Source organism: Rhizobium sp. BK098 (assembly GCF_014193155.1).
In the GTDB taxonomy this organism is placed as follows: domain Bacteria; phylum Pseudomonadota; class Alphaproteobacteria; order Rhizobiales; family Rhizobiaceae; genus Rhizobium.
In genome coordinates, this window is record NZ_JACHYY010000015.1 from 1 (window position 1) to 23,164 (window position 23,164).

General features: G+C 59.3%; 16 protein-coding genes and 1 pseudogene. 4 read left to right on the forward strand and 13 right to left on the reverse strand.

Annotation, left to right across the window (positions count from 1 at the left end; all coding sequences use genetic code 11):
* Nucleotides 1-174 precede the first annotated feature (174 nt).
* Nucleotides 175-935, forward strand: a protein-coding gene (locus FHT73_RS26430) for an IS5 family transposase (RefSeq protein WP_246712240.1) whose coding sequence is annotated in 2 segments (ribosomal slippage) — nt 175-502 and nt 502-935 — 762 coding nt in all. Because the reading frame shifts where the segments join, the coding sequence is not laid out codon by codon here.
* Between the two features lie 209 nt (nt 936-1,144).
* A pseudogene (locus FHT73_RS26435) lies at nt 1,145-2,091 on the forward strand (IS630 family transposase).
* Nucleotides 2,092-2,330: 239 nt separating this feature from the next.
* On the opposite strand, the gene FHT73_RS26440 reads toward FHT73_RS26435, so the two are convergent.
* The 6 genes from FHT73_RS26440 to FHT73_RS26465 all read right to left on the reverse strand — a co-directional run bounded on the left by FHT73_RS26440 (nt 2,331) and on the right by FHT73_RS26465 (nt 12,672).
* A complete protein-coding gene (locus tag FHT73_RS26440; protein ID WP_348648167.1) occupies nt 2,331-4,751 on the reverse strand; it encodes a cellulose synthase in 2,421 nt (806 codons plus the stop codon).
* Nucleotides 4,742-5,791, reverse strand: coding sequence for a glycosyl hydrolase family 8 (locus tag FHT73_RS26445; protein WP_183715944.1), 1,050 nt, complete (start codon nt 5,789-5,791; stop codon nt 4,742-4,744). Before FHT73_RS26445 ends, FHT73_RS26440 begins: the two co-directional genes overlap by 10 nt.
* On the reverse strand, nt 5,788-8,283 hold the full coding sequence (locus tag FHT73_RS26450) for a cellulose biosynthesis cyclic di-GMP-binding regulatory protein BcsB (protein WP_183715946.1): 2,496 nt from the start codon (nt 8,281-8,283) through the stop codon (nt 5,788-5,790). Before FHT73_RS26450 ends, FHT73_RS26445 begins: the two co-directional genes overlap by 4 nt.
* On the reverse strand, nt 8,283-10,472 hold the full coding sequence (gene bcsA / locus FHT73_RS26455) for a UDP-forming cellulose synthase catalytic subunit (RefSeq protein ID WP_183715948.1): 2,190 nt from the start codon (nt 10,470-10,472) through the stop codon (nt 8,283-8,285). Before bcsA ends, FHT73_RS26450 begins: the two co-directional genes overlap by 1 nt.
* 59 nt (nt 10,473-10,531) lie before the next feature.
* The gene (gene bcsN / locus FHT73_RS26460; protein WP_246712241.1) at nt 10,532-11,488 is read right to left on the reverse strand and encodes a cellulose biosynthesis protein BcsN; all 957 of its coding nucleotides are present in this window, start codon (nt 11,486-11,488) and stop codon (nt 10,532-10,534) included.
* A gap of 275 nt (nt 11,489-11,763) precedes the next feature.
* Nucleotides 11,764-12,672 (reverse strand): alpha/beta hydrolase-fold protein, encoded by a 909-nt coding sequence (locus FHT73_RS26465; RefSeq protein ID WP_183715952.1) that lies wholly within the window; start codon nt 12,670-12,672, stop codon nt 11,764-11,766.
* 300 nt (nt 12,673-12,972) lie between these two features.
* Here FHT73_RS26465 and FHT73_RS26470 point away from each other — a divergent pair, with 300 nt between their 5' ends.
* Complete coding sequence (locus FHT73_RS26470) at nt 12,973-15,162, forward strand: TonB-dependent siderophore receptor (RefSeq protein WP_183715954.1); 2,190 nt, start codon at nt 12,973-12,975, stop codon at nt 15,160-15,162.
* 198 nt (nt 15,163-15,360) lie between these two features.
* On the forward strand, nt 15,361-15,942 hold the full coding sequence (locus tag FHT73_RS26475) for a dienelactone hydrolase family protein (RefSeq protein WP_183715956.1): 582 nt from the start codon (nt 15,361-15,363) through the stop codon (nt 15,940-15,942).
* A gap of 133 nt (nt 15,943-16,075) precedes the next feature.
* Here FHT73_RS26475 and fhuB read toward each other — a convergent pair whose 3' ends face one another.
* From fhuB to FHT73_RS26510, 7 genes are all read right to left on the reverse strand, one after another.
* Nucleotides 16,076-18,067: a Fe(3+)-hydroxamate ABC transporter permease FhuB gene (gene fhuB, locus FHT73_RS26480; protein ID WP_183715958.1), complete on the reverse strand. Its 1,992-nt coding sequence runs from the start codon at nt 18,065-18,067 to the stop codon at nt 16,076-16,078.
* Nucleotides 18,064-18,939, reverse strand: coding sequence for an iron-siderophore ABC transporter substrate-binding protein (locus FHT73_RS26485; protein WP_246712242.1), 876 nt, complete (start codon nt 18,937-18,939; stop codon nt 18,064-18,066). The genes fhuB and FHT73_RS26485 overlap by 4 nt, the downstream gene beginning before the upstream one ends.
* 19 nt (nt 18,940-18,958) lie before the next feature.
* A complete protein-coding gene (locus FHT73_RS26490; RefSeq protein ID WP_183715962.1) occupies nt 18,959-19,771 on the reverse strand; it encodes an ATP-binding cassette domain-containing protein in 813 nt (270 codons plus the stop codon).
* Between the two features lie 59 nt (nt 19,772-19,830).
* The gene (locus FHT73_RS26495; protein WP_183715964.1) at nt 19,831-20,304 is read right to left on the reverse strand and encodes a GNAT family N-acetyltransferase; all 474 of its coding nucleotides are present in this window, start codon (nt 20,302-20,304) and stop codon (nt 19,831-19,833) included.
* Between the two features lie 59 nt (nt 20,305-20,363).
* Nucleotides 20,364-20,954 carry a sigma-70 family RNA polymerase sigma factor gene (locus FHT73_RS26500; RefSeq protein WP_183715966.1) on the reverse strand — a complete coding sequence of 197 codons (591 nt, stop codon included), beginning with the start codon at nt 20,952-20,954 and terminating at the stop codon, nt 20,364-20,366.
* A gap of 163 nt (nt 20,955-21,117) precedes the next feature.
* Nucleotides 21,118-21,837: a 4'-phosphopantetheinyl transferase superfamily protein gene (locus tag FHT73_RS29765; protein WP_112610554.1), complete on the reverse strand. Its 720-nt coding sequence runs from the start codon at nt 21,835-21,837 to the stop codon at nt 21,118-21,120.
* A complete protein-coding gene (locus FHT73_RS26510; protein WP_112610556.1) occupies nt 21,838-23,157 on the reverse strand; it encodes a lysine N(6)-hydroxylase/L-ornithine N(5)-oxygenase family protein in 1,320 nt (439 codons plus the stop codon). It abuts the gene before it with no gap.
* Nucleotides 23,158-23,164 lie beyond the last annotated feature (7 nt).

Genomic DNA, 23,164 nt, shown 5'->3' on the forward strand with positions numbered 1-23,164 from the left:
GATCTGCGCTTCCGAAAACTTCGAGGCCTTCATCGAATTCTCCTCTTCTTCCCTTTAGGGATCATAAGTGGAAAATTCCAAGTCTGAATGGCCTAGGCTGTGGTGACGATTTAAGGGTTTGGGATTCCCCATTGGGAGCAAATCAGATTCAAGACTGACTTTTGGAGGTCGGTCATGGATATCGATAGGCTCAGTGCGGAGCAGTGGTCTCGCATCGAGCCGTTTGTGCCAGGAGGGCGCAAGGGGCGTCGTGGTCCGCGCTCCAACAACAGGCGGTTCGTCGAGGCACTGGTCTGGATGGCCCGCTCTGGTGGACGTTGGCGTGATTTACCCGAACGCTATGGCGACTACCAGACCGTCAAGCGCCGCTATTACCGCTGGATCGAGATGGGTGTCCTCGAAAGTTTGTTCGAGGCGTTAGCGCGAGAAGCGGACCTTGACTGGGTCTCGATCGATTCCACCTCCATCCGTGCCCAGCCTCAAGCCGCTGGCGCCCGGCGAAAAAGGGGGGAGCGGACGCCCAGGGCCTTGGCCGCTCACGCGGCGGGCTAGGCACCAAGATCCACGCCGTCGTCGATGCTTTGGGGCTACCGGTGCGCTTCGTACTTGCACCGGGACACCGTGGCGATGTGATTTATGGCAAGGAATTGCTCCATGGCCTCAATCCCGGCCACGTCATCGCCGACAGAGCCTATGATGCCGAACACTTCCACGACACCATTCTGGACGCTGGCGCTGTTCCGGTCATTCCACCACGACCCCAGCGACGACGCCCGCATGCCTGCAATTGGCGCCTCTACAAGGAACGCAACCTCGTGGAGCGCTTCTTTGCAAAGCTCAAGCAATTCCGTCGCGTGGCTACCCGATACGACAAACTCCTCGTCAACTTCAGAGGTTTCGTCATCATCGCTGCAATTACAATCTGGCTCACATAGTTAAATCGTCACCACAGCCTAGAGCGTTTCCAGGAAAAGTGCGCAGCGGTTTTCCGTCCGGAATTGCATTAAAACAAAGAGATAGAGCGGCTTAGAGATTCCGTGAAAAACTAAACCGCTCTAGAGCGCTTCTGATTTTGTTAGAATCGCAGATTCCCTTTTGCTGTCGAATGTGATTCAAGATGCTGGCTGAGAGGAGGTCAGCATCGATGGTCGCACCTCTTTCGAATGATCTGCGTGAACGTGTCGTGGGCGCTGTAGCGGCGGGAGAGAGCTGCCGCTCGGTGGCGGTTCGGTTTGGTGTCTCGGTCTCATCTGTGGTGAAGTGGTCGCAGCGGTATCGCCGCAGCGGTTCGGTCGCGCCCGCAGATGGGAGGGCATCGCAAACGTCTTTTGGAACCACATCGCGCTTTCATAGCCGAGCGGATTGCGCAGAGCCCGCAAATGAGCCTGCATGGTCTCAAGGACGAACTGGCGGTCAGAGGCGTCATTGTCTCGCATGACGCCGTTTGGCGTTTCCTGCGCCGCGAGGGGCTGCGCTTCAAAAAAAACGATGTTTGCCCTTGAGCAGGCGCGCACTGACATTGTCCGTCGGCGCAAGCGCTGGCAGTCATGGCAGACGCGACTTGATCCCCGAAGGCTCGTGTTCATCGACAAAACCTGGATCAAGACCAATATGGCGCCGCTCTGCGGCTGGGGTGTCAAGGGTAGGCGCCTGCGTGGCTTTGCTCCGCATGGTCATTGGCGCACATTGACCTTCGTCGGCGCGCTCCGGGCCGACTGTCTCACCGCACCCTGCGTCTTCGACGGCCCGATCAATGGCCAATGCTTCAAGGCCTATGTCGAGCAACAACTCGTCCCGACGCTGCGACCAGGCGACATCGTCGTCATGGACAATCTGGGCAGCCACAAATCCGCGCAGATACGCCAGTTGATCAAGGCAGCCGGTGCGAGGCTCTGGTTTCTGCCGCCCTATTCACCGGACCTCAATCCTATCGAGCAGGCCTTCGCCAAGATCAAGCATTGGATGCGAAAAGCGCAAATGCGTACCATCGATGAAACCTGGCAATATCTCGGCTCGCTCGTCCAGACAATCGGTCCAGACGAGTGCAACAACTATCTTGTCAACGCCGGATACGCTTCAAACAAAACATGAAACGCTCTAATTTGACGGGGCACGTTCACAGCTCGGCTCGACGGATTCTCCACACTAGGTAATCTTTTCCATCCATTCTGAACGGAAATCGCAAGATGCCTTTCCTGGGTCAGCCTCAGCAATAATGACAACTTGGTGTCGGCCGATCCGTCGACCTTTACGACATCAAGAAAGCAATTTCTACGATTGGCAGCCAGTAACAGAAGTTTGGCTGACGGCCGCTCAGCCTTTTGACGAACTCAATACTCCCCTCGCGGCGGATGTAGAGTAAGCTGCAGATCCCGCAAGCCACGGCTGCCGTCGCGGCTGCCGGTTGCGGCGACGGCAGTGAAGATGCGTTCGGCGTCGTCGTACATTTTCAGATTGAGATAGCAGTATCCGCGCAGGACCATCAGGTCGACGCGTTCCTGCTGCAGTTGGGCTCGCTGATCGAGATAGAGCAAAGCCTCGTGATAGCGCTTGCCCTCAAAGGCCGAGAGAGCACGGTCGGCCAGGATGGCGACCTGTAATTCGGCCGCGCGCTGGTGGTTCATCGGCGCCTTGGTGGCGGCAACGGACGCATCGTTGGCAAGGCCAGCTCTCAAATAGGCCAAGCTCTGCCCATAGGCTGCCTCTTCGCGCGACTTCGGATCTGCACTGTTCAAGGCGACGCCAAAGGCTTCCACTGCTTCCATGGGCCGATTCAGGTTCATCAGGCACCAGCCTCGGGAAAGAGCGTTACCAGGCGTCAGCACTTGCGCGTTCACGGTGGTTTTGCATCCTGCCGTTTTGCGTGGCGAGCGGGTGGCGACCCGGGCGCGGGCCTGTGGTTCAGCATAAATCTGGGATGGTGCACTGCGGGCGGGCGCGATCGGCTGGTCGGGCATCTGCGCATTGACATAGGGCCGTGTCATCGAAGGGTGAGGTGCCGCCTGGGAGATTGCGGGGGGCACATTCTGCGCTGCGCCTTGCTGCATCGATGTTTGAGGCAGTGCCTGCGGTGCGGACTGTCCGGCTTGGTTGGGTGATGGCAGCGGTTCTGACGTCGGTGTTCGAGGCGCCGGCTCGCCGAGCACGGCGATGCGTTGGGAGCGACCGGCCCATAGTCTTTGAACTTCGGCAACACCCTGCCGGTCGTTCAGCTGATTGCGGGTAATGGCAAGGCCATAGGCGGAGGGTTCGTCGTCCGGCTTCCAGCGCAAAGCGGTCTCGAACCAGCGAGCAGCTGCCTGCTGCTGGTTCATCGAGCGCGCAAACCACCCGAACTGCTGGGCTGTCGGGACGTATTTCTGCTTCACGACCTCCGCGGCGATGCGGCCTAGGACATCTTCACTGAGGTTGGCCGGCGGTTGCAGCGCGATCAGATTGGCGGTCGCCGCAAGGTAGGTTGCCATCGCATCCTTGGATTCATTGCGCCACTTATACATGGCGTCTTCGGCTTCCTGCGGCTTGCGATCGGCGATCAGCACCAGTGCCAACCCCTGTGAGATCGTTGCCGAATCTTCCTTCTCGTGCGCTGCTTTGAACCATTGCTCGGCATCGGGGTAGTTGCCGCGACGCAGATAATACCAGCCGAGGAGTGCGTCATCGGATGCAAGGCCCTGGCTGCGGGCGACACGCTCGACCTGAGATAGATAATCCTGCGATACCGTCAGCTTCGGATCGTCATTGCCCTGCGCGACGAAACGGCGAGCCAGATCGGTCCTGATGCTGTCGAATTCACGCCCGCCATTGCCATCAGGCCTTTCGAGAGCCAAAAGATCCTGCATCGGCTGATAGGGCAGCAGAGCCGCCGCCTTTTGGATGGTCGCAAGCCTTTCCTGCGGATTGGTGCAGATCTTCAGGATATATTTATAGGCATCCAGGCCACGGGTGGCACGATCCGTGCTAATGAAGGCTTCGGCGACCCGCCAGAGAACATCGATATCGCTGCAGGTCAGCAGGCTCGGCGTTCTCGCGCCGATGTCGATCACGGTCTGATATTGCTTCAGATCGGACGCGTTGACGAGCCGGGTGCGGGCTTCCGCGATATCGAGACGCTCCAGCAGATCGGCAGGCGGCTGCCAGCCGGGTTCGCTAGTCTGTCGGTCGGCGACGGCCTTGCGCACTTCGGCGTAGCGGCCCTCCGAATAGAGCTGCCACATGGCCTCGAGCTGCTTGTCGCTATTTTGCGGTATGGCCAGCGGATCGGCAGGTGGCTTCCAATTGGGGTAGAGCGCCTGCAGTCGGGAGATTTCGGCCTGCAGTCGCGCCTTGTCGCCCCGGCTTGCAAAATAGCGCAATGCACTTTCGTCGACCTTCGGCTGATTATCGCCAGCTTGTGCCGGGTTGGACTGCTGAGGTGATGTTGGCTTCGTTGCTTGCGGCTGTGCCTGTTCCGGCGAGGCTTGCGCCACAGAATCCGCGGCGGTTGTATTTGCCGACTTCGCGGGAGTGTCGGAGAGAACCGCCGACGGCGCAGCCGCCTGTATATGATCGGCAAGCGCCTGCAAGTCGGCGGGCTGTCCGGAGCTGCCGCCGGCCGAGCTGTTATCGGCGGCAAGCATCGCCTGCGGCTCGAGACGTGCCGACTTTGCCAGCTTGATCTTGTCTTCCGGCGAATCGTGATCCTTCGTCGCGAGCGTGAACCCCGCCACGGCGACGGCCATGAAAGCCATGATCAAGGTGGACTTTATAAACACTCCGGATGCTTCTCCGTGACGAAAGCCAAGCTTAACAGCTGCAAGGTGGCCGGATAGTAAAGCGATGGGGTGAACTGCCGGACCGAAGCAGGCAGTTTCGTACCCCTCACCACACACGCCACAACATCGTTAACAATTCTATAACCCACGTCGGGAAGCAGGTCCTTCGGCTTGCCGGTCGCCAGATCGATCGTGGCAGGCTCATCCTCCGCGACGGTCATTCCCTGCTGGAGGCGTGAAAGCAGCGCCTTGTCGTCGATCCCGGCGCGAGCCAGGTAAAGCGGGATCCTGACGCTATTATAGCCGAATTCCGCTTCGAAGCCGTCCGCGGGTTCCGGTTTCGCCTTGAGGCTTACCCAGTCGGCGGGAAGCTTGCGCGGGCCAAATTGCAGGGAGCGCAGCAGGGCAAGGCCGTCGTTGCTGAGCTTCTGCCAGCGATCGGAAGGCACCAGCAGCGCCATGACGGGGATCGCTTCGAAGACCCAATAAGATGGATTGATGACCGGCCCATCCTTACGCCCCGGTTGCCGGTAACCTTCGGCGCCTGGAATAAGCAGCGTCGTCCCTGCGGACGTGATGACAAGATGAGCAAGGATGGATCTCGCCATGCTTGCGGCCGTCTGTAGATAATCTCTATTGTTCCAGGCCGATCCCGCCAGGGCTAGTGCGTAAGCAATCAGCAGATCGCCATCCGAAGCATTGTTCGTGTCCGCTACATGCGGGATGACGGCCGGATCCCATTTCCAGACGGCAAGACCGTCATCGCGCAGCAACAGCTCCGTGCGGGTAAAATACCAGATCTGTTCGAAATCGGCCGGATTGTTGGCCAGGTAGGCAAGCAGCATGCCGTATCCTTGCCCCTCGCTATGGCTAATGCCGCCATTGCCGTTGTCGATGATGCGACCATTCACATCCAGGAATTTCGCCTTGTAGGCGGCCCAGGCCTGCGGATCGATTGCAGCTCGTTGAGCGGCAGCCGGTTGCGCTGCCGTCATAATGGCCGCGCTGCAGATAGCAAGAACAAGGCGCCAAAGCTTCATTCGCGCCTGCCGATCTTGGAAAGAACACTTGCCGTGCTCACGCCCAGCAGGAAGGAGCCGATCACGAACAGCAAGGCGTAGGACAAAATGTTGCTGGAAAGCCAGTTTGCGGCGATCAGCCGATAGTTTGTCAGCGACCAGGGCTGGGAGACGACAAAGCTGAATCGGCTTACGGGCACCGTATCGATTTTCCCCGTCTTGCCGGAATAGACCGTTATGCGACCGCCGATCTGCGACCAGGCATGTTGCGCGCTCATCGCCTCGGCGCCTGCCCGCAGGTCTCCGGCGCTGGGCGCGGTGACGACGGTCCAGGTTGCGTCATTGGTCGGATTTGCCTCCTGGGCGATCAGGAAGCTATTTGCGTTCGATGGTGTGAACATCTGTTCGGAGCTGGGAATGAAGCGCAGCGAGCTCAGAGTAATATCGAAATTGCGATGCATCCATTGCTGGAAGTTCTGCATCTGTCCCTGCAATATCCCGCCATTGATGCGCGTGCGCCAATCGGCAATCGTCACTGAAGCCTCCGGTATATTGCCCTGGCCAGGGGCGGGCGGACGCCAGGCGACCTGGCTCGCAGCGGAGATGTTCATTTGCGCAAGGATTGTCGACGGCAGCTGCGAAACGGATCCTATGAACAGCGCACTACGGGTGCCGACGGTATTCGGCGAGGCGGTCGGTTCGAAAGGGATAGGGTGACCGGCGGTGAGTGCCATCTGGCCTAGGAGCGTTGCGGTCGCGGACAAGGTGTCAGCATCCGGGCGGTCGATGAAGAGCGCGGCGGGCTCGGTCTCGCGGCTGTAGGGGTAGCCTGTGCCGGTGAGAGCCGCCAGATTCGGGCGCTGTGCGATCCTCGCGAAATCCGGCACCGTAAACTGGCTCGTGTCGAAGAGTGCAAATCGCGGCGTCATGCTCGATGTCGCGGCAGGCGCGCAGGCGGTATCCTCATCGGCCAGTAACATGGCTTCAAGCGTGATGTTGTTCAGTCCCGGCTTGAAATGCTGCATCGTGATGCGGATGGGCAATTGCCTGAAGATGCCGCCTCCGGTCGCCGTGATCGGCTTGGTCGTGGCGATGCTGCCATTGACATAGACGTCGATGTGGCTGCCCGGCCGCACATCCTTGGCATAGGCCGCATCCAGCAGGATGGTCGCCTCGCCATAGGCATTCGCATAGAAATCGGAGGGGATCGCCACGTTGAAGCTGGTATGGAAACGCCGGCCGGAGAATTCTGTGGTCTTGACGCCCAGCTGTTCGAAGGAAAGGCTGGTGCCGGAATAGATCAATGGCGCGTCGGGTGCGGACCATCGTTGTGTTACCAACAGATCCCGACGGGTGCCCGGCGCGCGTTCGGTCGGCGACACTACCATGTCGACCGCAGACGCGATTGCCTGCCAGGATGGACCACTGATAAGGAGAAGCTGCTGACCGCTGCGAGGGTCCGTTGCAAAGGTCGCGAGCGCGCCATTTTGTGCTGCGGCCGGAACAGCAAAGATAGGCTGCAGCTCTGTCGGCGTGCCGACGACCACGGTCATTTTGCCCGGGCCGGGCATGGGGATGGCATCTGCGCCGAATGAAAAGGCCTGGTTCGGCATTCCGCTCAGAAGTGCCAGTCCCTGTGCCAGATGCAGGATCGGCTTGGTCGTCTCTGGTTGAGCCAGGGCCGGTACGACGAGATTGAATTGCGTCTTGCCGGTGCCGTCGACACCGATTGCACGGATGGCATCGGTCGTCGACAGTTTTTCTGCGTCGCGGCCGGCGAAGCTGAGATAGGTTCTGGCGGGATCGATGTCGGACCAGAGTTCGTAGGTCGACGCAATATCACAGTCGACGCGGTGGCGCTGCGTCGCCTCGAAGGTCAATAGATTGGCGCCGGGCTGCAGGAGCCCGCGCGGAATGTCGAAGCTGATATCGGACTCGTTGTCCGAGGAGCCGATCTGCTGCTGATGAACGGCGCGGTCATTCACCAGAACGGTGATCTGGGACGCCTCCGGGGCGACGACAACTGCATTCTGATAGGCAAATGTGAGTTTTGCCGGGGCTGCCGCCTGCTCAGGCGTCAGATAGATCGACCAGGACTTGCGATCGGCCTCGCCCTCCAATCGCAGCTTTGCGAAGGGAACGACATAGCGCCGGAAGGCCGATACGTCGTTGCTAGCGGTCGCCTGCTTCGTCTTCGATGCTGCTTGTGGCGTTGTCTGCATGGGAGCAACAGGCGCGGCGGCCTTTGGCGCCGGTGTTTGCGGCGTAGTGGCCGGCGGTGTCATGACCAGAGGCGGCGCGACCTGTGGTGGGACGGCTTGAGAAGCGGTAGCCGGAGGCGCTACCGTTTTCGGGGACTCCGTCTGCGGCGCGGCAGTTTGCGGGATAATGATCTGAGGTACTGTCGGCGCTTCGCCCTTCGGCCGCTCGCCGGACATGTCAAACGGCGCCGTCTGCGCCTGTGCCGTAACGGCGCCAAGGAGAAGCAGGAGGATGGGGAAGGTGCGGTTCATCAGCTTCTCGCCTTCGCATCCTGCCGTTGCTGCGTGCGATCGGAGCCCACACCTTTGAACAGATAGAGCAGGCCGCGGCTGGTCTGATAAAGCGACATGCTGAGGAACCAGAAGGTCCCGCGGATGATGCCGGGATTGCGCCGCCGCGCCTGCTGGAACTTCGTCCATTGATCGGAATTGGCAAAGACGAGATCGGCAATCAGGCGGTGGTCGGCAGCGCCCTTCGGAATATATTGGCAGCCGATGGCCGTGATATCTCCCATCTGTTCGATATTGCGGACGACAATCGACAAGGTCACCATTTCGGCGCCGCTATAGGGCTGAAAGCGTATGGTCGCTTCCGAGCCGACCTTGACCGGCTCCAGATCCTTGTTGAAGACGTTCAACCTGGCGCCGTGGACGGAGACGTCCTCGATGGAAGCAGAATTCCACCGTCCGTCGATCCCGAATTCGCTGCGGCGATCGACCCGCACGCGCCGTGAAGAGGCGCGCTCCCCGCGTTCGGAGACAACGCCGAGCGCACAGCCGGAAAGGATGAGGTTGATGATGTTCCAGCCGCCGACGACAAGCGTGACGTCCGCTTTATAGGGCTCAGCATAGATGCGGTATATGGTGACCGCCAGCGCGATGACCTGAACGGCGAAGATGACGAAGAACGGACGGCTGATTTCCGAAAGTCGGCTGACGGCGATGGACTCATCCTTGGCGGTGACCTTGAAGGTTGGCTTGCGGGGATTGAGCATGACCGAGATCACCGCCGGCAACAGATGTACCGTCTGAACATATTCGTAGAGCTCGGAAATCCAGGGCCAGCGGAACGACCCATAGAGATAGTTCTGCATCATCAAGTTCACGAGCATATAGGCAAGCGTATAGGCGAGAAACTCGCTGCCCGATGCCGTGAAGATCTCGAGATCGAAGAAGAGATAGCAGAGTGGTGCAAACAGGAAGATGGCGCGCGGAAACGGAAAGAGCCAGAACAGCGTCGAGGACATGTAGCAGAGCCGCTGCGGCAGCGTCAGACCGCGCTTCAAGAGCGGGAAGCGGAAGCGCAGGATCTGCATCATGCCTTGCGCCCAGCGGCTGCGCTGGCCGATGAAGCTTGCGAAAGTCGCCGGCTGCAGGCCGGCAATCAGCGGCTTGTCGACATAGATGCTATTCCAGCCGGCGCCATGCAGTGCAAGGGCGGTTTCGCAGTCTTCTGTGATGCTGACGCCGCTAAAGCCATTTTGCGATTGTAGCGCCTTGCGGCTGAGCACGGCGGCCGAACCGCAGAAGAAGGCGGCATTCCACTTGTCGAGACCGCGCTGGATGATGCCGTAGAACATTTCGTTCTCGCTCGGCATGCTGTCGAACGTACGCAGATTGCGCTCCAGCGGATCCGGATTGATGAAGAAATGCGGGGTCTGAACCAGAAAGAGCTTCGGGTCATCCTCGAAGTAGCCGACGGTCTCGCGCAGGAAATCACGCGCGGGCGCATGGTCCGCATCGAAAACGGCAATCAGGTCGCCGTTCGAATGCTCCAGTCCGTTATTAAGGTTGCCCGCCTTGGCATGTTCGTTGCGGTCGCGCGTCAGATATTCGACATCGAGATCGACGCAGAGCCGCTTGAGTTCGTCATGGCGGGCGATTGCCGCTTGCGATTCCAAAATCTTCGTCGAATTGCGCTTCTGCAAGGTGCCGCCATCGTCAAGCAGCCACACCCTCAGCTTGTCGGCCGGATAGTCCATCGCCTTGGCGGAGGCAAGCGTGTTGGCCAGAAGATTGGTGTCTTCATTGTAGGACGGCACGAAGACATCGACGCTCGGGAAGTTCTTGGTTTCGGAAGCGCGGTTGGCGCGCGGCGGCAGTGGAGTGGCGACGATGAAGAGGCTGAGCATCAGCATCGCCACGTTGTACATTTCGGCGAGGTAGAGCAGTAGGCCGGGAATGAAGTTTTCCGGCTGATTGACGGGCGGCAGCGTATAGGATGTGCGCCAATAGACATAACGCAGCACGATGGCGGTGCCGAAGGCGAGGGCCACCAGCCGCCAGGTTCCCTGCCGCTTGAGGATCTTGATGATCGCCATCAGAGTGACCACGACGGTGCTGGCAATCAACTGCGTTTGAAGGTTGACCGGTAACGTGATCAGAATGATCCCGCAGAGCGCTATCACGGCCCATATCAAGATGCTGCGTGCAGTCTGCATTGGTGTCCCTTCAAAGGTATTGCCAGACGCCATCCTGGCGTCCCCAAGCGGAACCGCTGCTAGCGGCACCCCTGAGATATGCCAGTTGCCCCGTTACAGTCCGGTAAAGGCACGACGATATTGCTTGCAGTATTTGCCGGCAGTGGTGCGGCTGACGAACTCGCGCCGCTTCCGCCATTGATTTGGGAGGGCTCGTTTCCACCATCCGGCAGCGGTACGCGCGGTCCGATCATCGGCGGCAACGCTGGTGCCGCTTGCGGCTGAGGTTGGATCACGACCGGCCGGTGCCTGATTGTCGGGCGCATTGTGACGGGGGTTGGCTGGTAGCCGATGCTGATCGGCGCAGTGCGGTAGGGTACCGCGTCGGGATAGACCGGTTCGCCGGGCTTGCCGAGAGCAGCATCAGCACCGCGCGGTGCACCGAAAGGATTGAGCGCGGCGCCGGCAAAATGGCCAGCGATCGTATAACCGTAGACCGTGCTCAATAGCTCGCGTTCGCTCGCATGGGCGTCGCAGAGCCGGATGCGGACCTGCACCATGCCGAAATTGCGCTGCTCCTGCTGTGGCGCAAAGCCGGCCTTCACTTGCTGCCAGGCGTAAAGACATGTATCGCCGGCCCGGCTCTGGCCGGAAGCATAGCCGAACGGCCCGTAGCTGTTCTGGACGAAGGTTGCCGAGCGCGCGAGCCGAACGCCAGGTATTGCGGCCGCCATTTCGCGAACAATCACCCGGTCACTGATCGTATCGAACGGCCGGCTCCCAAATCCCGGATTGGGGCCTGTTATGCCTTGAAATTGGACCTTGAGGAAGTTCTGCCCTGAGACGGAAGACGAGGTGGAAAGTGCGATCGTCTGCTCGACATCCTTGCCATGCCTGCGCTCGACCACGTTTATAATCGCTGGTCCACCGGGTGGCGGAAATGCCAGCGCCTTGTCGCTTGTGACCGTTTCCACGCCGATCGATTGGCGAACCTGGCCGGTTGTGGAGCAACCAGCGCCGATGCAGGCCAGTATCATCAATGCTATCGTCTTTGAAAAATGCATCTCTTAGATCGCGACAATCCTGTGTCGTCACATTCATCGGCAAATTGCGCGACGATCGTTGGAATCAAGTCCTTGTATTCACTATAGCAAATAAAGGTGATTATGGTTAACCGATGGTTAATTTCGCTCATTGGAGTGCTGGAAGAAGCCAGAAATGTGCAGCCAACGCGCTCCATCGTGCCGAATGCGCGAAGCACGATATTTTTCCTAAGAAGAGGCTGAAACTTCAGGCGGTAAGCCTATGAAGTTCAGAATGATTTCTTTCTTCGAAAAGCGATCTGGACGGCCCGGTTCAGCGCGACCGGAAGGACTGACATGTGGTTCTCTCCGGTATATTCTTCAAAGGTGATCGTTCCTGTGGATGACACCAGTTTGCCCCATCTCTCAGCCATCTCGCGGGCAAGTTCTATCGTGCGTGTTTCCTTCGCACGTTCCTGTCGTTTTAGCTCGTCGGCGGTGCCTTTGTGGAAGGGCGCGAGGTTCTCGCCTTCATACTGTCCGGCGGAAAGATGCAGTTCCGTATCGAGCGGCTCTTTGTAACTGTCGAGGAATTCTCTCTCCATCGAAAGAATAGCGGCATCTTCCCAGTAGATCGCCGGGCTTGCGCAAATCCAGCGGCTGAAGGCATCGGGTTTGCAAAACAGCGCGTAGAGCGTGAACAGGCCACCAAACGAATGGCCGAAAAGCGTCTGGCCTGAGCGGTCGATCCGAGCTTGCCGCTCTATCCAAGGTTTGAGCTCGTCCTCGATGAGCGCCAGAAAGCGTTCAGCACCCCCGGTCTTTACATCCGGCGTATCGGGAAAGAACGGCGGATAGACGCGTCCGGGCGGTGGGCTCAAATCCCAGGAGCGGCGGAGCGGGTCATATGGCTCGTCCGTGGGATAGCCGATGGCAACGATGACGCCTTCCGCGACATTGGTTCCGTTCGGATAGCTCGCCTGCACCTTCAGCGCGTCGACGGCGGTCGCAAAGCAGGCGTTGCCGTCGGTCAGGTATAGGATCGGCCAACCCTCCGCCGGTGCCGGTTTGTCCGGGCGATAGAGAAAGATCCTGTGCGGATGATCGGCGTTGTCAAACTTCAGGTCAATGAATGTGCAGCCGGGAAGGGTGGCCGGCGCCAGAATGGAAGCGGCATTGTGTGATGATGTATGAGACATGGCCTCTCCGGCTGACCGATCATGTGGGGCGCCGGAATAACAGCGCCGATATTTGCAGAAAGATGATGAAAAGTCTCATATTATTGGTGGTGCGATCTGGCAAGCGGGCCGAATGCTTTGCTAAGCGTAATTTTCAGGTGCCCTCCGCAATTCGGTGTTCGGCCATCGGGGCCATTCTGCAACATGAGAGTGGAAACGAATAAAAAATATGACTGTTGTACTCATGTATTCTTGACGCCGGCTGCGCCTGCGAACTAATTTGCGCCATCTTTTTCCGAAACGGGCAGGCGTAAAGGGCTTATGAAGCAGAAATCCCATAGCTATATCAGTAATTTGACACGAAAGAGATTCTATCTTGCAAGCGGCGCCACCGCACTTGCGACAGTGTTTGCCTTAAGTGGAAATGGCTTCGCGCAAGATGCTGCGGCCGATGCGAACAATGGAAATGCCACCCAGCTCGCGCCGATCATCGTCAGCGGCCAGTCGAGTGACGCAAGCGATAACACGACCGTGGCGGCAAAGAAGAGCAGGGGCGCCACCAAGATCAATACGCCGATCCTCGAGACGCCTCGTTCCGTATCGGTGGTGACCAAAGAGGAGCTCGAACAGCGCGGCGCTCAGGATATCGTCGAGGCGGTGCGTTATTCGGCTGGCGTCCAGACCGGCTCCTATGGCTTCGATCCGCGCTTCGATCAGGTCTATATTCGCGGCAATGATGTTACAACCAACGGCGATTATCGCGACGGGCTGCGTCAGCCCTACATGAATTATGCGATGTTCCGGACGGATCCCTATGCGCTCGACCGCGTCGAGATCATCAAGGGACCGGTATCCGTGCTCTATGGCGCCGGTTCGCCGGGCGGGATCGTCAATAAAATATCGAAGCTGCCGACCGAAGAGACGATCAGGGAAGTCGGCGTTCTCTATGGAACGTCGGATCGTGCCCAGACGATGTTCGATTTTGGAGGCAGGGTCAATCAGGACGATGACAGCAAGCTGTATCGCATCGTCGGCCTGGCGCGAAAGGGCGACACCAATTTCGATATCGCCGACGATCGTTATCTGATCCAGCCGTCCTTCACCTGGAAGCCGGACGACACGACGAAAATCACCATCTATGGCTCGGCGCAATCGACGGAAACGGATGCCAATGTCGGCGCCATGATCGGCCCCGATGGCAATGTTCTCGACTATCGCGACAGCGACCCGGATTACGATTATCAGAGAACCAAGCAGCAGCAGGTCGGCTATCAGTTCGAACACGAGTTCGACGGGGGCTTTACCTTCCGCCAGAATCTTCGTTTCTCTCATCTGGATTTGAAGTCACGCTATCTCAGTACCCTCGGCTGGGTCGGAGACGTCGCCCAGCGTGGTGCGACGGCGATCGGCGATAGGATGAATGTCTTCCAAGTCGACAACCAGCTTGAATCCAAATTCGAAACCGGTCCGGCTGCTCATACCGTCTTGTTCGGTCTCGATTATACCCGCATGAGCGATTCCTTCGCCTATGGGATGGATGCGACGACCAGCCCCGCCTATGACTTCGATATCAGCAATCCGAGATATGGCGTATCCGGCCCGACACCGGCCTATAATTTCAGCCGGGTTGACGCCAGCCTGCAGCAGTTCGGCGCCTATGCCATGGATCAGATCGAACTCGACAAGTGGCGCTTCACGCTCGGCGGGCGCCAGACCTGGGTGAAGCAGTCGACCGACACCACCATTGTCTCCACTGATACGACAACCAAAGACAGCTTCAACAAGAATGCATTTTCCTACCAGGCTGGTGCGCTCTATCTCTTCGACAACGGCATTGCACCCTTCACCAGCTATTCCACCTCGTTTAATCCGGTCACACAGCGGTCTGCATCCGGCAGTATTCTCGATCCGACCAAGGGCGAACAGTACGAGCTCGGCGTAAAATACCAGCCGCCAGGCACCGACATTCTGCTTTCGGCCGTTGCCTATCATCTGGTGGAGAAGAACAAGCCGGTTCTCGTCGATCCGCTGATGGGCATTTATGCCTCGCTCGGTGAAGTGACCAATAAGGGGATCGAACTGGAAGCCAGGGCAAACATCACCGATGGCTGGGATGTGGTTGCCGCCTATGCCTATAACCACTCCGAAATCACGCGTGGTGACAATGCCGGAAACGCACCGGCCGTAACGCCCCAAAACATTGCCAGCCTGTGGTCGAACTACACGTTCCAGGATGATTCTGCCGCAAAGGGCCTGACCGTCGGCGCCGGCATTCGCTATACCGGCGAGACCTACACCAGCACGGCCAACACCGACAAGAATGATGCAAGCGTCTACCTGGATGCGGCCGTGTCTTACGACTTCGGCGCGGTCGATCAGAAATATAAGGGCCTGATTGCAAGCGTCGATGTCCGCAACATCGCCAACCGCCGCCTGACGGTCTGCAACGAAGGCTATTGCTACCTCGGACAGGGCCGTAACATCACGGCCTCGTTGAAGTATCGCTGGTAAGCTTATCGGGGCACCGTATTCTGTGCGGCGCCCGCTCCACCCCCGATAGCTTCCTTTCGTCGGCTGAACTCGACCTTACTGTCAGCAAGGCTACTTTGCAGCCTAAGCCTGTTGCAAGATACCCGCATTCTTGCCGATGCGGCGATGAGGCTGTAGCTAGCAGAAAATGTACCCGACCATCCCATCGCGAGGTTCCGTATGGCTGAGGTTCTTTTGTTCCACCACGCACAGGGATTGACCCCGGGTGTGCGAGCATTCGCTGATGAGTTGCGGGGTGCCGGTCACATCGTGCACACGGCTGACCTATTCGATGGGCGCACTTTTCAAAGCATCGAAGAGGGGCTCGCCTACATCGGCGATGTTGGATTCGACGATATGCGGGAGCGCGGCATCCGCGTCGCTGACGATCTGCCTCCTGCGCTCGTCTATGCCGGGTTCTCGTTCGGCGTGCTGCCTGCGCAGAAGCTGGCCCAGACGCGGCCCGGAGCGCGAGGAGCTCTCTTCTTCCATTCCTGCCTGCCGATCAGTGGCGAATGGGCCTTCGGACCTTGGCCAGATGGCGTGCCTGTCCAGATTCACGGGATGGAAAACGACCCGATCTTCGTAGGCGAGGGTGATATCGATGCCGCCCGGGAGATTGTGGCGAAGGTCGAGGACGCGAAGCTTTTCCTTTATCCCGGCGATCAGCACTATTTCGCCGACAATTCGCTTCCGTCTTATGATGCGGGTGCAACTGCGCTGCTGACGAGCCGAGTACTTGAGTTCCTGGATCGCGTCTGATCGAAGCCAGTGTTTTGGTTTGAACTTGGTTCCCAAAAGTGGTCGTGCAGCGACGCAAGCAATCTGCCCGCCTTCGGCCGGCAAACATCCCGTTTGCATATATGCCACGCTCGGGATCGCCCGCTACGTGAGACTATGCCGCCCGTCGCCGCTTCATCAGCAATATCAGCAGCAGCGGGGCGCCGACGAGCGCGGAAACCAAGCCGGCTGGCATCTGGTAGGGAAAGGCGATCATGCGGCCGAACCAATCCGCAAGCACCATGAGACTGCCGCCGGCGAGTGCTGCACCCATAAGCTGGGGAGCCGCGCGTCGCAAGCCAAGCTCTCCCGCCAGATGCGGCCCCATGAGGCCGATGAAGCTCAGGGGGCCGACGACCAAGGTTGCGGCCGCGGTCATGGCTGCGGCAAGGGCAAAGAGGCAGGCGCGGGCAAAGTTGACACGAATGCCGATTGCCTGGGCCGCCTGAGCCCCAAGCGGCAGCAGATCGAGCCAGCGATGAGCCAGAAAGGCAAGCGCAAGGCCTGCTATTGCTGCCATCATCGCAGAGATTGCCTTTGGTGTATCAACGAGATAGGTCGATCCGCTCATCCATTGCATGACGATCATAGCGCGCGGATCGCCGCTCGCGGCCAGCACGCTGATGAAGGCATCCAGCATGGCGCCCAGCGCGATGCCCGTCAGAAGTACTCGTTCTGGCGCGAAACCGGATCGGATGCCGAATAGGAAGATGGCGATGAGCACGGCGAAGGCACCGATACCGCCGAAGCCCAGTTGGGCGGCCATGTCGGGAGCAGGCAGAAGGAAGAGAGCGGCGGTGACGCCGAGGGTAGCGCCTGCCGAAATACCCAGAACCTCCGGACTTGCCATCTCATTGCCGCTGAGGCGTTGCAGGATCGCGCCGACGACGCCAAGCATGGCACCTGCGGCAAAGGCACCGGCGATGCGCGGCAGACGATAGGGCAGTACGTCAGGCCAATGGAGATAGGCAAGCAGCGTCCATGTGCCATCCGGTGCACGCCCGAAGAAGACTGCGCCCGCCAGGAGAAGGACGAGCGCCGGAACTGATGCAAGCAAGAGTACGCGCGGCGTATGTAAGGCGCGGCTCGCATTCTGAGAGGGGGAGGGCGCGCTGCGCTGCGCGGCCTTCAAACGCGGCAGCATCAGGAGCAGCAACGGTGCGCCTAGCAGTGCAGTAATAGCGCCCGTCGGCAAGAAGGTCGAAGAAGCCCCGGAGAGCAGCACGAGGGCTTCATCGGTCAGCAGCAACAAGCCCGCGCCGATGAGGGGTGACCAGATGAGCTGGCTCTTCATCTGTCTAGCGCCGGCAAGCTGGGCGATGCGCGGCGCGATGAGACCGATGAAGCCGATAACGCCGACGGCGCTGGTGACGATCGCGGCAAGCGCAATTGCGATGCAAACGGCAACAACGCGCGTGCGCTTGACCGACAGGCCAAGTCCGCTCGCGCCGCTATCGCCTAAGTCCATGAGCCCCAAAGGCCGTGCCATCAACAAGGCCGCGATGGAAAGTGTGGCGATTTTCGGGAGAAGGGAAAGCGGAATGGTCCAGCTTTGCTGCGCCAGCGATCCGGCGCCCCAGATGAAGAGGCCGGAGAGATAGCGATCGTTCATTAGAACGAGAATGGCGGCAAGCGCTCCACTCCAGACGCCGACGATCAAGCCGGCAAGCACCAGCGCCAAGGGCGAGAAGCCGCGCCTTGCGCCGATCAGGAAGACGACTGCCGCCGCCGCGGCACTCCCGAACAGGGCAACGGCATCGCGGCTGAGACCCTGAAGAGCGGGAAAGGCAAGCATGACGGCAACAAGCGCAAGATTGGCGCCGGCCGAAATGCCGAGCGTGGAGGGCGAGGCGAGCGGATTGCGCAGTACCTGCTGCAGCAGGCTTCCCGACAGCGAGAGCGCGGCACCCGCCAGCAAGGCGGTGACGATCCTCGGCAGCGTCGAATAGATGAGTAGCAGGCGTTGAGGGTCGTAGCCTGCTTTCTGCTCGAACAAGCGTGAAAGGTCAGGCGCCAATTGATGCCAGGCAAGCAGGCTGGCGAGCACAAACAGCGTCAGAGCCACGGCTGGAGCACCGAGGCCGTTATTTGCTTCGGTGCGGATCATGCGAATGTTTCCAGATGGTCAAGCAATATGCGCGCGAAACGCTGAGCCTCCTGCACCATGCCGAACATCAAGGTGCCCGGCAGCACGGATACCCGCCCGGCTCGGACAAAGGGAAGGCTGGTCCACAACGGACTATCCTGGAGATTGTCGAGCACATTTGGCGGAAGCAGGGGTTCGAATGCGATCAGACGCAAGCTTTGATCGAGCGTCGCCAATTGCTCCAGCCCGATCGTCTCGAAGCCCCAGTAGTCGCCCGGCTTGGTCCAGGCGTTTTTTAGCCCGATCCTGGTCATGACGTTCTGGTAGAGGCCCGCGCCGCAATAAATGCGAGCATGGCGCGGGTCGACAAAATTGATGAGCGCCAACGGCGGAGGGTGGAGCTTTTTGACGCGGTTTGCGCAGTCATCGAAGAATTGTTCCGACCGGGCAAGGAATTCTTCCGCCTGTTGCCGCCGGCCGATAGCGTCGGCCAGTCGGCGCGTCGCCTCGATGGAACGTGGCAAAGCTTCGCCGCCTTCGGCAAAGATCGTCAGTTCCAGGACCGGCGAAATCGCCTCCAGTTGCGGCTTCAAAGGCGCAAGAAAGGGCGTGGTCAGGATCAGTGCCGGCTTGACGCTTGCCAGGATCTCAAGATTGATCTCGCTGGTGGTACCGAGATCGACGACGCCATTGGGCATTTTCGGTTCGACGACCCATGTGTCCCAATCGGCAAGCGAGGCGATGGCGGCGGGCGTGACGCCGAGCGCCAGCAGTGTTGATGCCAGGCCATAATCGAGGGAGACGATCGGGCCGGATATGGTTCCTGAAGCCACTCCCGCTTGCGGAACGGCAAAAAACGCCGCGGCGGCAAGCAGCGTGCGTCGCGAAAGCATCAGGTTCTCGAGGCTGCTTTCAGATGACATAGGCAAGCGGCGTTCCGTGCACGGGATGGGCGGTGACGCCCATGTTGGTGCCGTAGATCGTATTGAGCGTTTCGGCATTCATGAGGGTCGGCGACGGGCCTGCCGCAATGAGGCGCCCTTGCTTCAGCGCATGCAGATGATCGCAGAAATGTGCCGCGACATTGATATCATGCAGGACGAGAATGACGCTCAGATCCTTCGTCCGGCAAAGCTCGCGCACCAGGCCGAGGATTTCCATCTGGTGGGCAATGTCGAGCGCCGATGTCGGCTCGTCGAGCAGCAGGCAGCGGCTGTCCTGCGCGACCAGCATAGCGATCCAGACGCGCTGACGCTCGCCCCCGGAGAGCGTATCCACGATGCGGCCCGCCAAGGTATCGACATGCGTCAACTTCATCGCGATCTCCACCTTTTCCCGGTCGAGATCGGTGAAGCGCCCGAGCGCCCCATGCCAGGGGTAGCGCCCGCAGGCGACAAGCTCCTCGACGGTCATGCCGGCGGCCGATGAGGTGTCCTGCGGCAGATAGGCGACAGCGCGCGCAAAGGCCCGCATATCGTAGGAGCCGGCGGCGGCGGCATCGAACAGGATGCGTCCGCCGGTCGGCTGGATCTGCCGGGCCAGCAGTTTGATCAGCGTGGATTTGCCGGAGCCGTTATGGCCGATCAGGCCGGAAATCTCGCCCGCCTTGAAGCTGATGTCGAGCGGATGAAGAATGGTTTTGCCGTCGACCTCGAAACGCAGGCCTTCCGTCGCGAAGACCGTTGCGTGACTTTGATCGTTTCCGGTGATCCTATCGTTTTTCATTATCATTCCTGCTGAAGCCCACCGGCTTCCTAAAATTCCGGTCGCCGGTGAGCGATGCGTTAGTTGATCGAGGTCAATGGCTTGACGAAGAAGAGACACGGATCGCTTTCGCGCCAGAGGGTTGGGAATATCTCGGCACGTATGAAACCGTTCCTGTCGTAGAAGGCACGGGTCTTTTCATATTGCGGTTCATCCCTGCCGCGCGGCGCAAGCGTCTTGACCGTCAAAAGCTTGCAATCGGAAGAGCGGGCGAAGGTCTCGGCTGCGGCCAGCAATCGCTTTCCGACACCGCTGCGATGGTGCCGGCGCCTGGTTGCTATCACGAGAATCTCCATGGCGGCCGGCGGATGGGCGCGCAGGGCAACGAAGCCGGCCACAGTATCCGCCTCGACGCAGCCGAACATCGGCAAGGCCTCCACGGCTCCCGCGCAGGCATCGATGACATCGGGGTCGGTAAACCAATCGGTCAATTCCGACATGATGTCACGACAGATAACGCCTTTGGATTCGGTTATCTCGATGGTTTCCTGCATCTATTTTTCCCTTTCCTGGCGATGGAGTGCAGTTTGCGTGCGATGGCGGTGACCCGCCATCAGGCCTGTATCTCCCGCACCCGTGTTGTTCGGTTTCGTCTGTGGCTGCTGCCGGCAGCGCAAGCATGGTCGGCCTCAAGCGAGATAGCGGCGAGGCACCGCGAATGTGCTTCTCGCAGAAGGCCGCAAACAAGGGCGCAGGATACGCCCGCCTCCCTGGCAATGATGTTCTGGGGGATATCGTCGAAATAGTGCTCCTCGTAGAACTTCCGAGTTCTGGCGGGCATGGATTCGACCGTGCAGCGGAAGGCCTTGTAGGCCTCGGCCTCGTGAAGGCGCTCCTCCGGGCTTCCGTAGGCCGACGTATTGCCGCCGACTTCCTCTTCGACGAACAGGCCGCGCTCATATTGCCGGCGTCGCATATGATCGGTCGCCAGATTGCGCACCATGCGCATCACATAAGGCGTTGTAGCCGCTATATCCTCCTTCAGCGGCTTGGAGACCAGCTGCAGGAGAACTTCCTGCACGACATCCTCGGCCAAGCTCATGCAGCCTGTGATCCTGCGTGCGACGGAGAGGAGCTTCGGATAGGCGCGAAGTGCTGTTTGGAGTTGCGCATTGGAAGTCGACTGCGAATGGTTGGCAATCATGTCGGGCTCTCGCTGAAATCCAAAGTTGCATTTCTGTGTGCCCCTCTTTTTGAGAGGAACCTATAAAACATGACAATGATAGTCAAGATAGCGGTGTCGAAAAGTGAAGCATCTCCTAAATCAAGGTTTATCCACCTGATTTTATTTCAATTTTTCATGAGATCTAGAAGAAAATCCCGCTTTTGTGATGCCGCCATTGCGGCCTTGCCGCAGCCCTTGATGTTGCGATAGCCCACTGAAAATCCCCGCTTTCTTCGTCGCTGATACGGCCGGAATGGGTGAATATCGCTTCGCCGGATACCTGGCATCTGCCTTCTAAAGTTGTATTTCCCGGCGTCAGCATCACGCTGTGCGGGTCGACCAGAAAACCCCGGCCGAAGCATTTCAACGCAGCCTCTTTCTGAACCCAGCGGGTGAGAAAAACATCGCGGCGATGTCGTTCATCCAATTGATGCACCTGATTGAGCTCTTGTTCGGAAAGGATCATCGGCATGATCTCGGAGGCTTCCTTCTCCGAAAATGCATCGAGACGCTCGATATCGATGCCGATGCGGGCGCCGCGGCAGATCGCAAGCGCTATGCGGTCTTTCGTGTGCGACAGATTGAAGTCGATGTCGGGGTAATCGCGCAGATAGGGTCTGCCGGAAGGGGTAATCGCAAGACAAAGTGCTTGCGGGGCGCAGCCAAGCAGATTGGCGATGACGCTTCGACACAGGACCCGGCCGGCAACGAAAAGGCGCCGCGCCGAGCATGATCTGAACGCTGCGGCACGGCTTTTTTCTGCCTCGCTCAAAATCGAGTCCGGTACGGGAAGCCCGTCAGATAGGTGCAGGCTATGAAGTTCCACCTGCACCGTCTCTTCCCCCGGTTGGCCCGTCTTCACCTATTCCGCTGCCTGTCCCATGTGAGAGGGAAGGTTCGACGGCTGTCCGTGCGTTTCCCACTGTACGATGGGATCGAGCTGATCGAGATCAAAATGCTGGCGGCCGAGCAACGCGTTGGCGATGACCGCGCTGCGCCATGCGGCAAGGCTGAGCTGCGGCTCGGCAATGCCATGGCTATGGCGTCCGGCATTGAGAACGAAGATACGGTTCTCCCGTGGCCCGTCCCATGTCAGCGAGAAGTCGCTTTCCAGCACCGGTTCGCCGATGGAGCTGAGCTCGATGCGGTTTTCGAGCGAATGCAGGAATTCCGGAAGCACAAAGCGATAGCCGGTTGCAAAAACGACCATGTCGACCGTCAGTGTTTCGATGCTGTCATCGAAGCCGTTGCGCATGGTCAGCGTGATTTCGGGACCATCCTGCTCGGCTGCGATGACGTTGCGGAAGGGGCGCAGCGATATGCTGTGGTCGGGGTGCTTGGCAGCATCGAGCTTTCGCTCGTAGAGCCGGCGATAGAGCTTCTTCAAGGTGGAGGCGGAAACGCCGTCGCTCGCCAGCACTTGCCTGCGTGTGTGAGTGAGCCGCAGCTCTTCGGGAAGTCCGTGGAAGCGCTCCATGTAGCTTGGTGTGAAGAGCTCATTGGTGAATGGCGTCGCATCGAGCGGCTCGAAATTCGGTCGGCGGCTAATCCAGTGGATAGATGAAACCCTGTTCAGATCCAGGAGCGCATCGACGATCTCGGCGCCGCTCTGGCCGCCGCCGATGACGGCAACGCGGGGCGCTTTGACATCACCGATACGTTGCGTCGCTTCGCTGCTATGGAAGGTCATGGACTTCGGCAGCTGTTCGGCCCAAGCCGGACGAGACGCTATCTTGCCGACGCCGACGGAGAGATTGCGAGCGCTGATCGCACCATCGTCGGTGGCGATGGAGAAAAAGCCGTCATTGGCATGGACCTCCCGGACGCTCGCGCCGAAGCGGAGCGACGTTAGCCCGCGTGCGACCCATCCGAGATAATCGGCGAATTCCTTGCGCGGAACGGCTTCATATTCCGCATTGAGAAACTGATAAAAACGTTTATGCGCAACGAGATATGAGAGGAAGCTCCACGGACTTGTCGGGTTGGTGGCCGTCACCAGATCCTTGAGGATGGATGTCTGCATTTCCGCACCCGGCAGCATCATTCCCGGATGCCATGCGAAGGATGGACGCCGTTCGAAGAAGCGGACGGAAAGTTGCGGTATAGAATCGAGCTGAGCGGCAAGGCTGAGGTTGAAGGGACCGATTCCGGCCCCGGCGAGGTCGAGCACGTGCGATGTCATGATGCAG

What these genes read in the sequence shown, in the direction of transcription:
- FHT73_RS26445 (WP_183715944.1), bottom strand. Translation starts at nt 5,791, where the DNA reads ATGAAGCTTTGGCGCCTTGTTCTTGCTATCTGCAGCGCGGCCATTATG.
- FHT73_RS26450 (WP_183715946.1), bottom strand. Translation starts at nt 8,283, where the DNA reads ATGAACCGCACCTTCCCCATCCTCCTGCTTCTCCTTGGCGCCGTTACG.
- bcsA (WP_183715948.1), bottom strand. Translation starts at nt 10,472, where the DNA reads ATGCAGACTGCACGCAGCATCTTGATATGGGCCGTGATAGCGCTCTGC.
- bcsN (WP_246712241.1), bottom strand. Translation starts at nt 11,488, where the DNA reads ATGATACTGGCCTGCATCGGCGCTGGTTGCTCCACAACCGGCCAGGTT.
- FHT73_RS26465 (WP_183715952.1), bottom strand. Translation starts at nt 12,672, where the DNA reads ATGTCTCATACATCATCACACAATGCCGCTTCCATTCTGGCGCCGGCC.
- FHT73_RS26470 (WP_183715954.1), top strand. Translation starts at nt 12,973, where the DNA reads ATGAAGCAGAAATCCCATAGCTATATCAGTAATTTGACACGAAAGAGA.
- FHT73_RS26475 (WP_183715956.1), top strand. Translation starts at nt 15,361, where the DNA reads ATGGCTGAGGTTCTTTTGTTCCACCACGCACAGGGATTGACCCCGGGT.
- fhuB (WP_183715958.1), bottom strand. Translation starts at nt 18,067, where the DNA reads ATGATCCGCACCGAAGCAAATAACGGCCTCGGTGCTCCAGCCGTGGCT.
- FHT73_RS26485 (WP_246712242.1), bottom strand. Translation starts at nt 18,939, where the DNA reads ATGCTTTCGCGACGCACGCTGCTTGCCGCCGCGGCGTTTTTTGCCGTT.
- FHT73_RS26490 (WP_183715962.1), bottom strand. Translation starts at nt 19,771, where the DNA reads ATGAAAAACGATAGGATCACCGGAAACGATCAAAGTCACGCAACGGTC.
- FHT73_RS26495 (WP_183715964.1), bottom strand. Translation starts at nt 20,304, where the DNA reads ATGCAGGAAACCATCGAGATAACCGAATCCAAAGGCGTTATCTGTCGT.
- FHT73_RS26500 (WP_183715966.1), bottom strand. Translation starts at nt 20,954, where the DNA reads ATGATTGCCAACCATTCGCAGTCGACTTCCAATGCGCAACTCCAAACA.
- FHT73_RS26510 (WP_112610556.1), bottom strand. Translation starts at nt 23,157, where the DNA reads ATGACATCGCACGTGCTCGACCTCGCCGGGGCCGGAATCGGTCCCTTC.